The sequence below is a fragment of the Clostridium lapidicellarium genome (assembly GCF_041224415.1).
GTDB classification, from domain to species: domain Bacteria; phylum Bacillota; class Clostridia; order Clostridiales; family Clostridiaceae; genus Clostridium_B; species Clostridium_B lapidicellarium.
This window is the reverse complement of the sequence record NZ_JBGFFE010000016.1, coordinates 39625-52454: the sequence shown is the minus strand read 5'-3', so window position 1 is coordinate 52454 and position 12830 is coordinate 39625. Positions and strand designations below refer to the sequence as shown.

Annotated in this window: 8 protein-coding genes; 5 read left to right on the top strand and 3 right to left on the bottom strand. The window is 35.9% G+C overall.

Going from position 1 to position 12830, the window contains the following annotated elements:
* Nucleotides 1-136: 136 nt before the first annotated feature.
* Nucleotides 137-1006 carry a patatin-like phospholipase family protein gene (locus AB8S09_RS11000; protein ID WP_294180142.1) on the top strand — a complete coding sequence of 290 codons (870 nt, stop codon included), beginning with the start codon at nucleotides 137-139 and terminating at the stop codon, nucleotides 1004-1006.
* A gap of 4 nt (nucleotides 1007-1010) precedes the next feature.
* Nucleotides 1011-3932, top strand: a complete 2922-nt coding sequence (locus AB8S09_RS10995) for an insulinase family protein (RefSeq protein WP_294180144.1) — start codon at nucleotides 1011-1013, stop codon at nucleotides 3930-3932.
* Between the two features lie 57 nt (nucleotides 3933-3989).
* Here the strand turns inward: AB8S09_RS10995 and AB8S09_RS10990 are convergent, their stop codons facing one another.
* On the bottom strand, nucleotides 3990-5774 hold the full coding sequence (locus AB8S09_RS10990) for a carbon starvation CstA family protein (RefSeq protein ID WP_369869112.1): 1785 nt from the start codon (nucleotides 5772-5774) through the stop codon (nucleotides 3990-3992).
* Nucleotides 5775-5982: 208 nt separating this feature from the next.
* Nucleotides 5983-7773: a carbon starvation CstA family protein gene (locus AB8S09_RS10985; protein ID WP_369869111.1), complete on the bottom strand. Its 1791-nt coding sequence runs from the start codon at nucleotides 7771-7773 to the stop codon at nucleotides 5983-5985.
* 276 nt (nucleotides 7774-8049) lie between these two features.
* On the opposite strand from AB8S09_RS10985, the gene AB8S09_RS10980 reads away from it, so the two are divergent.
* The 3 genes from AB8S09_RS10980 to AB8S09_RS10970 are packed head-to-tail and all read left to right on the top strand — an operon-like array spanning nucleotide 8050 to nucleotide 10829.
* Nucleotides 8050-9759 carry a LytS/YhcK type 5TM receptor domain-containing protein gene (locus AB8S09_RS10980; protein WP_294180152.1) on the top strand — a complete coding sequence of 570 codons (1710 nt, stop codon included), beginning with the start codon at nucleotides 8050-8052 and terminating at the stop codon, nucleotides 9757-9759.
* Nucleotides 9752-10522, top strand: coding sequence for a LytR/AlgR family response regulator transcription factor (locus tag AB8S09_RS10975; RefSeq protein ID WP_294180154.1), 771 nt, complete (start codon nucleotides 9752-9754; stop codon nucleotides 10520-10522). Before AB8S09_RS10980 ends, AB8S09_RS10975 begins: the two co-directional genes overlap by 8 nt.
* Nucleotides 10523-10538: 16 nt before the next feature.
* A complete protein-coding gene (locus AB8S09_RS10970) occupies nucleotides 10539-10829 on the top strand; it encodes a thiamine-binding protein (protein WP_294180156.1) in 291 nt (96 codons plus the stop codon).
* Between the two features lie 45 nt (nucleotides 10830-10874).
* On the opposite strand, the gene AB8S09_RS10965 is transcribed toward AB8S09_RS10970, so the two are convergent.
* Nucleotides 10875-12788: an ABC-F family ATP-binding cassette domain-containing protein gene (locus tag AB8S09_RS10965; RefSeq protein ID WP_294180158.1), complete on the bottom strand. Its 1914-nt coding sequence runs from the start codon at nucleotides 12786-12788 to the stop codon at nucleotides 10875-10877.
* Between the last annotated feature and the right edge of the window lie 42 nt (nucleotides 12789-12830).

Below are 12830 nucleotides of genomic sequence, written 5' to 3'. Positions count from 1 at the left end.
TTTAGTGGTGTCCATTGCTTTTAAAGTTAAATTGTGCATCTTCACTAAGTTATTTATATATGTTAAAATAATATATTAATGATAAAATTTTACCTGGGAAATATAATAAATATATAGGTGAAAGAGGGGCAAGATAATGGAGAACATAGGATTGGTTTTAGAGGGCGGAGGAATGAGAGGCCTGTATACTGCCGGAGTACTTGATCTATTTATGGAAAAGAATTTATATTTACCTTATATTATAGGAGTTTCCATGGGGGCTTGTAATGCTTGCTCCTATATTTCCAGACAGAAGGGAAGAAACAAGAAAATAAATATAAACTATGTAGATGATCCCAGGTATTTGAGCTATAGAAATCTTATATTTAAAAAGGGAATTTTCGGGGCGGATTTTATCTTCAATGAAATACCCAATAAATTAGAAATATTTGACGTAGACGCTTTTAGCAATGCAAAAGAAAAGTTCATAGTTGGTGCCACGGATTGCCGCAGTGGAAAACCCGTATATTTCGAAAAGGATAAATGCAGGGGAGAAGAAATATTTAAGGCGGTAAGGGCTTCCAGCAGTTTGCCTTTTATGGCTCCAATAGTTAAATTTAAAGGGATGGATTTGCTTGATGGAGGGATTTCCGATCCTATTCCCATAAAAAAATCCATAAGGGATGGTAATAGGAAAAATATAATTATTTTGACTAGAAATAGAGATTACATAAAAAAACCTTTTAAAATGAAATTTCTGGCTAAAAAGATATATCCTGAATATAATGGGCTGGTAGAAGCTATGATAAATAGGTATAGAAGATATAACCTTACTTTAAGCTATATAGAGAGGCTCAGAAAAAAAGGAGATGCTTTTGTAATCCGGCCTGAAAAGCCTTTGAGAGTTAGAAGAATAGAAAAAAATAAGTATAAGCTTATAGAATTGTATAATCAAGGATATAGGGAAGCACTTGGATGTTATGATGAATTGGAAAGCTGGATTAAAAAACAGAGAAAGGAGAATTAATTATATGCAAGTAGGGAAAACTTACAGCGGCTTTAAGTTGATGGAACAGAAAAAATTGGAGGATATAAATTCTATTGGAATGCTTTTTTATCATGAAAAAAGCGGGGCGAGGTTGTTCTTCTTGAAAAATAAAGACGACAACAAGGTGTTTTCTATAAGTTTCAGGACTCCGCCGGATGACAGCAGGGGGGTGCCCCATATACTTGAACATTCTGTACTCTGCGGTTCGGAAAAATTTCCTGTTAAAGAGCCCTTTGTGGAATTGGTAAAGGGTTCTCTCAATACTTTTTTGAATGCAATGACTTTTCCTGATAAAACCATGTATCCGGTTGCAAGTGTAAATGACAGGGATTTCGAGAATCTTATGGATGTTTACCTTGATGCGGTTTTTCATCCCAATATATATAAATATCCTGAAATAATGATGCAGGAAGGATGGCACTATGAATTAAACAGTAAAGAGGATGATATAACTTATAAAGGTGTGGTTTACAATGAAATGAAGGGAGCTTTCTCATCTCCGGAATCCATATTGTTTAGAAAGATGCTTGAATCCCTTTACCCGAATACACAATATGGAGTGGAATCGGGGGGAGATCCGGATATAATACCGCAGCTTACCCAGCAGCAGTTCCTGGATTTTCACAGTAAATATTATCATCCGTCTAACAGCTATATATATTTGTATGGTAATATGGATATAGAGGAAAAGCTTAAGTTTTTGGATAGTGAATACTTGAGTCATTTTACTAAAAGATATATAGATTCTGCTGTACTGAAACAAAGACCCTTTCAGAATAGAAATGATGTGACAACGGAATATCCTATTTCAAGTGCTGAGAAAGAGGAAAATAAGACCTTCTTAAGTTTGAATTATTCTGTTGGGACAGCCGTGGATAATGAATTGTATCTGGCTTTTGATATACTTGAGCATATGCTTTTGGAAACTCCGTACTCCCCGCTTAAAAAGGCCTTGATTGATGCCAAGGTAGGAAAAGATGTATTTGGCGTATTTGAATCCGGAATACTTCAGCCCATGTTTGGAATAGTGGTAAAAGGGTCCAATGAAAGGGAAAAAGCCAGATTTCAAAAAATAGTTGAAGATACATTAAAAGATATTGTAAATAACGGTGTTGACAGGGAGTTGATGGAGGCATCCATAAACATAAAGGAGTTTCAGCTGAGAGAAGCGGATTATAAGGGATATCCAAAGGGGCTTATATATGGCATGAGATGTATGGATGGATGGCTGTACGACAGAAAGCCGTGGCTTCATCTTGGCTATGAACCCGTACTGAACAAGATAAAATCTCAACTGGACAATAATTATTTTGAAAACCTTATTGACAGATATATTTTAAAAAATGGTCACAGTTCCATACTGACAGTTAAACCTAAAAGAGGACTTGAAGAAAAAAAAGACGAATTATTGAAGAAAAAACTGAGAAATTTTAAAAACAGTCTTTCAGAAGATGAAATTCAAGGTATAATTCAAAATACATCGAGGTTGAAAAAAAGGCAGATGACTCGAGACAGCAGGGAGGATCTGATGAAGATACCTCTTTTGTCCATAGAGGATATAGAACCCAATGCCAAAAAACTTCAATTTGTGGAGAAAAGGATACAGAATATAAAGACACTCTTTTATCCTGTGCCCACCAATGGAATATATTACATAAATCTTTATTTCGATACGGGGGGAGTAGAAGAGAAACTTATTCCGTATATATCACTTTTAGGTACTGTTCTCGGAAAAATAAGTACGAGGAATTATCATTATGATGAGCTGTCAAAGGAAATAAATATATATACTGGAGGAATAGATTATTATTCTCAGCCCTTTACAAAGAACGGTGACAGCAGGGAATTTTATCCTAAATTCATAGTGAAGTCAAAAGTTCTTGTAAATAATTTAGAAAAATTACTTTCTTTATTAAATGAAGTGATAAATTATACCAGGTTTGATGAAAAAAAGAGATTGAAGGAAATAATTCAAGAGACTAAATCGAGAATTGAAATGAATATTTTTGAAAGAGGTCATATAGTGGTTGCAAATCACGTATCCTCGTATTTTTCACCTGCAAGTAAATATGAAGATATGTTGAGCGGACTGGAATTTTATAAATTCATATCTGATTTGGAAAATAATTTTGAAAGTAAAACGGAAGAAATAAGGCAAAATTTAGAAAAAGTTGCCAGCAGTATATTTACCAGTAAAAATTTGATTTTAAATGTTACTTGCGATAAAAATGACTATGATAATTTTGAAAGCAGTGCAGGGAAACTTTTATCTGAATTTAAAAATAACGGTGTTTCTAAAATCCCGTATAAATTTGATTTGAAAGCTAAAAATGAAGGACTTATGACGTCTTCCAAGATACAATATGTAGCTAAAGCTTATAATTATATAGAGCTTGGTTATTCTTACAGCGGATGTTTGCAGGTGTTAAAATCCATAGCAAATTATGAATATCTGTGGAATCAGGTGAGAGTTCAGGGCGGTGCATATGGAAGTTTTGCCTCCTTCCAGAGAAATGGAAATATGTTTTTTACATCCTATAGGGATCCAAACTTGAAGAATACCGTTGAAGTGTATGATGAAGCTGGAAAATTCTTTGAAAATTTCAATGCAGATGACAGACAGATGGTTAAATATATAATAGGAACTATATCCAATTTGGATTTTCCACTTTCACCTTCCATGGAAGGTGAAAGTGCTGTGGAGAATTATATAAAACACATAACTTATGAAGATCTGCAAAAAGAGAGAAGAGAAATACTAAACACCAAAGTTGAGGATATAAGGAAATGTTCAAAACTTATTTCTGATGCAATGGGTAAAAATAATATATGTGTTCTGGGCAATGAACAGAAAATAAAGGGAAACAAAAACATGTTCAAAAATTTAGTGAATTTATTTGAATAAATCAGATATAAATATCCACAATGCGGAAGAGAACTTATCCACATTGTGGATTAATTTTTATATTACAGTGTCTTTATTTGCAGCTTTTATATTCTTCAAATCCCTTATCCACACTTTGACACTCTCATATATTATGATTACGAGCAGTACCAGAAGTACTATGGAAAGTACGGCTAAAAGCATCTCGCCTTTTGGCAGGTAGTTGCCAAATACGTTTGAGATAGCAGCTGTAATGGTTATTATGGATATGGCCACCATAGGTATTATGGTTATCATAGCATACTTTTGTTTTTTCATTTTTATGATTATGGTTGTACCAATAGCAAAAGCTATAGCTGCAAGCATCTGATTTGCAGTGCCGAACATTGGCCAGATGGTGCTTACATTGCCTGTATAGAGCAAATATCCCCAGGTAAAAGACATAAGAACGCTGAAAAACACTATATTTGCCCAGGAATTTCTCTTTGAGAAAGGCTTGTATATTTTACCGAAAAGATCCTGAAGCAGATATCTGCCTATTCTGGTACCTGCATCTATTGTGGTCAAGATGAACAGCGCTTCAAACATTATGCAGAAATGATACCAGTAGGACATCAGTCCCTCCATGCCTGGTATTTTATAAAATACATAGGACATACCTACTGCAAGAGATAAGTCCCCAGCAGGCGTGCCTGCCAGGTTTTCACCCACCAGCTGTGACAGCATGGGTAGCTCTGTTGGAATCAGTCCACGGTTGGCCAATACAGCTGGTGCAGAGTTTATGGCGAAGTAATCGGCTGTTGGAAGACAGGTTGCGGCTATCAGTGCCATAAGTGCTATAAAGGATTCTATGAGCATTGAACCGAAACCTATGGGCAGTATATCCTTTTCATTTGAAATGAGTTTGGGCGTAGTTCCGGAACTTATGAGAGAATGGAACCCCGACAGTGCACCACAGGCTATGGTTATGAATAGGAATGGGAACACTTTCCCCGGAATAATAGGTCCTCCGCCTGCTGTGAATTTGGTAAGTGCCGGCATCTGGAGAGTTGGTCTGACAAATATGATACCTACTACCAGCAGTGCTATAACACCCAGTTTCATATATGTGCTTAAGTAATCTCTTGGGAGAAGCAGCAGCCATACAGGAAGAACTGCAGCGCAGAAACCGTATACAGCTAGAATAACTGACATCTGTTTGGTGTTGAAAGTCAGGAAAGGAGCTATAGCCGTGTGCTGGATAAAAGGTCCCAGGGCAACTCCGAGAATGATGAGTGCCATACCTATAATGGTACCTTCAGCTATTTTACCAGGCCTTATAAATCTAAGATAAATACCTATGAAAATTGCTACTGGAATGGTAAAACCAACTGTGAAAGTACCCCAGGGGCTGTTGTAGAGTGAATTGACAACTGGGAGTCCAAGACCTGCCAAGCTTATTATAAGTATAAATATGACTGCAATAGAAGTTATAAAACCCATTCTTTTTCCCAGGTTTTTTCTGGCAATTTCAGCAATGGATTCCCCGTTTTGTCTGACTGAAGCAAATAGAATCACCATATCGTGTACGGCACCAGCAAATACACCGCCTATTAAAATCCACAGTGCACCGGGCAGGTAGCCGAATTGGGCTGCCAGTACAGGCCCAATTAATGGTCCTGCACCTGCAATTGCGGCAAAGTGATGGCCCAGAAGTATCCATTTGTTGGTTGGAACGTAGTCATGACCGTCCTCGAATTTTTTAGACGGAACTTCCCTGGTTTCATCTAAAACCAGTACTTTGGCCGCAATCCAGGAGCCGTAAAATCTGTAGCCCAGAACTAATACAAGAGCTCCTATGATTACCAATACTAATGAGTTCATATGAATTCCCCCTATAAATTATTAACATAATATGTCAATGACATTATAACATGAATATTCTTTAAATTCAGCAAATAATATGTGAAATGTTAAAAATGACATGTAAACGGTATTAATTCAAATGTAAATGGAATTCAATAAATAAAAAGTACAAAAAAATTGCCTCAAAATGTTTTGAGGCAATTTTTATCAAAAGTATTTACTGTTATTAAATGGCATTGTTTTCTGTTTCTTTATCAAATTTCCCGGATTTCAAATCTGTAATCCAATGTCTGATACTTTCGTAAAGTATGACTACCAGTATGACTATCAATATGACGGATAATACTGTAAGCAAAGTCTTATGATTTGGAATGTAGTTTCCGGTTATATTTTCAACAGATGCCGTTAAGGTTGCCACACTTATGAAAACCATAGGTATTACTGTAATTGGTATATATTTTTTCTTGCCCATTCTTATTAGAACCGAAGTACCAATTGCAAAAGCTATGGCTGCCAAACTCTGGTTGGCTACACCAAACAGCGGCCAGATGGTTGATATATTACCGGTGTACAGCAAGTACCCCCAGGCAAATGACATAAGAAAACTGAAGAAAACTATATTGAACCAGGAATCCTTTTTTGCAAGAGGCTTGGAAACTTTACCTATCAAATCCTGTATTAGGTATCTTCCTATTCTGGTGCCTGCATCTATTGTAGTCAAGATAAACAGCGCTTCAAACATTATGCAGAAATGATACCAGTAGGACATCAGTCCCTCCATGCCTGGTATTTTATAAAATACATAGGACATACCTACTGCAAGGGATACACCTCCACCAGGCCTGCCTGCCAGGTTTTCACCCACCATCTGTGACAGCATGGGAAGCTCTTTTGGAATCATTCCAAGTTTTGCAAATACAGCTGGTGCAGAGTTTATGGCGAAGTAATCGGCTGTTGGAAGACAGGTTGCGGCTATCAGTGCCATAAGTGCTATAAAGGATTCTATAAGCATTGAACCGAAACCTATGGGCAGTATGTCCTTTTCATTTGCGATGAGTTTAGGAGTTGTACCTGACCCGATTAATGAATGGAAACCTGACAGTGCACCACAGGCTATGGTTATGAATACAAACGGAAACACCTTGCCTGGAACTATAGGTCCTCCACCTGCTACAAATTTGGTGATTGCCGGCATCTGAAGGGTTGGCCTAACCAATATGATACCTACTACCAGCAGTGCTATAACACCCAGTTTCATATATGTGCTTAAGTAATCTCTTGGCAGCATCAGCAGCCATACAGGAAGAACCGCAGCGCAGAAACCGTATATAGCCAGTATAAGTGACATCTGTTTAACATTGAAAGTTAAATATGGAGCTATAGCCGTGTGCTGGATAACAGGTCCCAGGGCAACTCCGAGAATGATGAGTCCCATACCTATGACAGTACCTTCAGCTATTTTACCAGGCCTTATGAATTTAAGATAAATACCTACAAAAATTGCTACTGGAATGGTAAAACCAACTGTGAAAGTACCCCAGGGGCTGTTGTAGAGTGAGTTTACTATTGGAAGTCCAAGACCTGCCATAGTAATTATCAATATAAATATAACTGAAATCGATGTGATGAAACCCATTTTTTCACCTAAATTTTTTCTGGCGATCTCTGCAATGGATTGTCCATCTTGTCTGACTGAAGCAAATAAAATTACCATATCGTGAACTCCACCAGCTAATACACCACCTATTAAAATCCACAGTGCACCTGGTAGATAACCAAATTGGGCTGCCAGTACAGGTCCAATTAATGGTCCTGCACCTGCAATTGCGGCAAAGTGATGGCCCAGAAGTATCCATTTGTTGGTTGGAACGTAGTCATGGCCATCCTCGAATTTTTTAGATGGAACTTCTCTGGTTTCGTCTAAAACCAGTACTTTAGCTGCAATCCAGGAGCCGTAAAATCTGTAACCCAGAACTAATACAAGAGCTCCTACAATTACAAGCACTATTGAGTTCATAAAACAACCTCCCTTAAAATTTTATAAATAAATACAAGTAATGCTTAATGGTTTACATATGATACTTAATGGTTTACATCCATAATGATAGTATGAATGTATTAATTTTTCTATCTAAAATCGCTGAATTGATGAAAAGGTACATTAAAAAGTCAAAATAGAAGGCCAATTGACATTTTTTTATTCGTTATAAGTTTAATTTTGTTATATAATGTTATATAATTTATTAATAGAGATAGAAAGTAAGCAAAGTGGTTTTTCTAGGAGTGGTAAATTTTGATATATATTCAATTGCTTGAAAGCATGGCTCTTATAGCTATATCTGCATATATATACAACCAGTCGCATGTCTTGAAAAATATGATCAAGGGTGAGCTGAAATTTATAGATAAGGTTGCACTTATAGCATTTTTTGGGATATTAGGCATTATAGGCAATTATACAGGTGTGAATGTGGAACCATATGCCATGAACAGTATTAAGCCGATGGGTTCCATTCAGGCAGGCTATATAGGGCTGCATGATGCCATAGCCAATACCCGTCCCATAGCAGCTATAGTGGGAGGATATATAGGGGGACCCATATTTGGAATAATAATTGGAATTATAGCTGGAACCCATAGGTATTTTTTAGGGGGATTTACTGCCCTTTCCTGTGGAGTTGCCACTTTGGCGGAGGGATTTATCGGAGGGCTTATAAAGAAGTATTCAAAAGATGAAGATTTTAATTTAAAGCACGTATTTATAGGGGCAGTATCGGCGGAATGCTGCCAGATGATTATAATTTTATTGCTTTCCAGGCCATTTAGTGCTGCACTTAAACTGGTGGATATCATAGCAGTGCCTATGATACTGATAAATTCACTTGGATCGGTGATTTTTATAAATATAATAAAAAGTGCCAAGGAGGAATATAATAGAATTGGTGCCATAGAGGCACAGAGAGCTTTAAATATTGCAAAGAAAACGATGAATTATATGAGAAAGGGACTTGACAGAAAGACGGCAAAAAATGTTTCTGAAATAATATATGAAATGACTGATGCAGATGGTATATTTATAGGAGATAAAAATGGATTCTTAGCCTATTCAGGAATTGACATATGTGAAGACAAGTTAAAAAAGGAGGTAAAAAATTATAATAAGTCGCCCGATTACAGAGTTATTGAATTGATAAACAGTGACAGATCAATGTTTTTTGTATGTGCCCCTTTTAAAATACCTAACTCAGGTTTTGAAGGAGTGCTTGGATTGGGGGTGAGATCGAAGAAAAACATCAATCCCTATTTCGTGCAATTTGGGAAAGAACTAAGTGATCTCTTGTCAAACCAGATCGAGTTGTATAAGTTAAACAAATTGGCTAAAGAAGCATCTACGGCAGAATTCAGGGCTTTAAGGGCTCAAATTGAACCTCATTTTTTGTTTAACGCACTAAATACCATAGCATCTTTTTGCAGGACAAATCCTCTAAAAGCTAGGGAACTCATAATAGATTTATCTAATTATTTTAGACAGACTTTAAAAAGGCAGGAGGATTTTGTCTATTTAAAAGATGAAATTGAATTTATCCAATCCTATCTTTCTATTGAAACGGCCAGATTTGGTGACAGACTTCGTTTAATTATTGATGTACCGGAGGAAATGATGGATAAGAAAGTACCTGTATTTGTGCTTCAGCCCATTGTTGAAAACGCTGTAAAGCACGGCATACTGCCTAAACCGGAAGGCGGGGAGGTGTATCTCAAGGCATTTTTTGAAGACGGTGAAATACGTTTTTGCGTAAGAGATACGGGAGTGGGAATGGATCAAAAGAGATTAAAGGAAGTATTAACTAAATGGCCGGGCATAGGGCTTAAGAATGTAAATGAAAGATTGAAACTATTGTATGGGGAAGATCATGGACTTGATATAAAGACGTCTGTAAATAATGGAACCAAGGTTAGTTTTTCAATATCAATGAGGGAGGTTTCATCGGTAGATGGATAAATTGAGATGTGTTATTGTAGAAGATGAGATACCTGCTGCAGAAGAACTGAGCTATATAATATCACAGCATGAAGGCATATCTGTAGAGGGAATTGCATATGACGGCAAAACCGGCATGGAGCTTATAAAATCAAAAAAGCCTGATGCGGTATTTTTAGATATAAATATGCCAGCAAAAAATGGTATGGAAGTAGCTAAAAATATCAAAAAGTTTGACGATAATATCGATATAATATTTGTCACTGCTTATGAAGAGCATGCAGTAAAGGCATTTGAACTAAATGCACTGGATTATGTGCTAAAGCCATTTGATGAAAGCAGAATAGCAGTTACTATAGACAGGCTTATGCAAAAAAATAATAAGAATGTGGAATATGAGAAAATACCTAAGGATATTTTGAATGAATTGATAGACAAGATGGACAGAGAAAAGAAACTTGTAAAAAAAATACCTTGTGAAAGGCATGGAAAGATAATACTGGTAGATGTGAATGATATCTATTACTGTTATATAAAAGATGATAAAACGTATGTCAAGGTGAAAGATGACAGTTACCTGGTAGGATACACCCTGGCCCAGATAGAAGAAAGAACTAATTTTTTCAGATCTCATAGAAGTTTTTTGGTGAATATAGATAATATCAAAGAATTATATTCATGGTTTAACGGCACTTACAAGTTGGTTATGGATGATGAAGAAGAATCAGAGGTGCCGATAAGCCGAAATAATGTAAAAAAATTAAAGAAGCTTCTCAAAATGTAGTTAGGAGGTTGATATTATGGCACTGGCAAACGTGAGTCTGCAGGTTTTGCCTTTAGTTGATGAAAAGGAGCTTTATGGAGTAGTTGATAAGGTAATTGAGTACATAGATTCCTGTGGAGTTAAATATGAAGTAGGACCTATGGAGACTACGATGGAGGGGGAATTAAGCCGGCTTTTGAAAATAGTGGAAAAGGCCCAGAATATATGTGTTAAATACGGGGCCTCTAGAGTGGCATCCGTAGTAAAAATAGACTATAAGCCCTCCGGGATTACCATGGAAGAAAAAATAGGAAAATATAGGAAATAGTATTGAGTGCGGTAGGACTTTGGAAAAATACTGCCGCACGTTTGTTTACAGCATCTTTTCCCACTTATTGTATAACCCATCTATTTTATGTTGTGTGTCTGAAACTTTTTTGTTTATTTCACTGCTTTTTTTAGGGTTGGAATAGATTTCTTTTAGGCACAATTTTTTTTGTAACTCTGTCAGAGAATTTTCTAAAGTTGATATTTCCTGCTCGATATTTTCTATTTCAGCTTTTTTTTCATGCTGTTTTTTTTCAAGATCCCTTTTCTTCCTTCTGTCATGCTGCATCTGAGTTTTGGTTTTCCCGCTGATTTTTTCCTGATTTTCAAATCTCGAGGGGTTTTTTTTCTTTTCGACATAATAAGAGTAATTTCCCAAATATTCTTTCATGCCATCTTTACTTAATTCATATATCCTGTTTACAGATTTATTCAAAAAATATCTATCATGGGAAATTACAAGCAAAGTACCGCTGTAGTTTAACAGTGCATTTTCCAGAGCTTCTCTTGAATTTATATCCAGATGGTTTGTAGGTTCATCTAAAAGCAGAAAGTTTGATTTAGATAAAATTAATTTTAGTAGGTTTATCCTGCATTTTTCACCTCCGCTTAGAGAAGAAATTTTTTTAAATACTGTATCTCCGGTGAAAAGAAAGCTTGCTAATGAATTTCGTATTTCTGTATCAGTTAATTTGGGAAATTTATTCCATACTTCTTCCAGAATTGTGTTTTCAGGATCCAAATCGGACTGTTCCTGATCATAATACCCTATTTTTACATTCTTGCCCAATAGACATTTTCCTGTATCAGGTTTGATTTTTCCCATAATTATTTTAAAAAGTGTGGTTTTTCCACAGCCATTTTCACCAATAATTGCTGTTTTTTCACCTCTTTCTATTTTAAAATTTAAATTTTGAAATAGAGTATTGCTGTCGAAACCCTTGCTTAAATTTTCTACTTGTAGTACATCATTTCCGCTGTTTAGCCGGGTTTCAAATGTAACATTTTTTATTTTTTTATCTTTGTCAGGAGGGGATATTCTTTTTAGTTTGTTTAACCTTTTTTCCCTGCTTTCTGCTGCTTTTATACTTTTTTCTCTGTTGAAAGATCTGTATTTTTTAATGATTTCCTCCTGCTTTTTTATTTCCTCCTGCTGTATATTGTATGCTTTTAGCTGGACTTCATAATTTTTCTTTTTAAGCTCCAGGTATTTGGTATAATTGCCGTTGTAGCAATTTATATGGCCATTTATAAGCTCTATAGTTGAACTGGTTATGGCATCTAAAAAGTATCTGTCGTGGGATATTGATATTACAGTACCTTTGTAGGATTTTAAATAGTCCTCGAGCCATTCTATGGCATCTAAATCCAGGTGGTTTGTCGGTTCGTCAAGCAAGAGTATGTCTGGTTTTATAAGAAGGAGTTTACAAAGTGCAACACGTGTTTTTTTGCCGCCGCTCAGTACATCTATGGGTGTGCTGTATTCTTCTTCGGAAAATCCCAGACCCTTTAAAGTTTTATTTATCTCTGCCTTGTAGGTATATCCTCCCCTGTTTTTATAGATTTCAGAGAAAGTAGTGTAATCATTTATCAATTTATTATGATACTCTTCATTATGTGAGTCATAGGGCTCACTCATCAGAGTTTCCAGTTTGCCCAATTTTTTTTCCAGATTTACGAGATCCTTAAATACAGTGTACATTTCTTTATATATTGTATTTGAGGAATTTAAAGACAAATGCTGAGTTAGGTATCCCAGGTTTTTTGATTTGTCTATATATAGATCTCCGCTGTCATAACTGGATTTATTGGTCAAAATATTGAATAAAGTGGATTTACCAGCTCCATTTGGACCTATGAGACCTATTTTGTCTCCTTCATTTATATTGAAAGTTACATTTTCAAGTACAACTTTTATTCCATAGCTTTTATGGATGTTCTTACAACTTAAAACTACCATGAGTAAATAACACCTTCCTTAACCATTAATATTTTACTATTG

What these genes read in the sequence shown, in the direction of transcription:
- AB8S09_RS10990 (WP_369869112.1), bottom strand. Translation starts at nt 5,774, where the DNA reads ATGAACTCATTAGTATTGGTAATCATAGGAGCTCTTGTATTAGTTCTG.
- AB8S09_RS10970 (WP_294180156.1), top strand. Translation starts at nt 10,539, where the DNA reads ATGGCACTGGCAAACGTGAGTCTGCAGGTTTTGCCTTTAGTTGATGAA.
- AB8S09_RS10965 (WP_294180158.1), bottom strand. Translation starts at nt 12,788, where the DNA reads ATGGTAGTTTTAAGTTGTAAGAACATCCATAAAAGCTATGGAATAAAA.
- AB8S09_RS11000 (WP_294180142.1), top strand. Translation starts at nt 137, where the DNA reads ATGGAGAACATAGGATTGGTTTTAGAGGGCGGAGGAATGAGAGGCCTG.
- AB8S09_RS10975 (WP_294180154.1), top strand. Translation starts at nt 9,752, where the DNA reads ATGGATAAATTGAGATGTGTTATTGTAGAAGATGAGATACCTGCTGCA.
- AB8S09_RS10995 (WP_294180144.1), top strand. Translation starts at nt 1,011, where the DNA reads ATGCAAGTAGGGAAAACTTACAGCGGCTTTAAGTTGATGGAACAGAAA.
- AB8S09_RS10985 (WP_369869111.1), bottom strand. Translation starts at nt 7,773, where the DNA reads ATGAACTCAATAGTGCTTGTAATTGTAGGAGCTCTTGTATTAGTTCTG.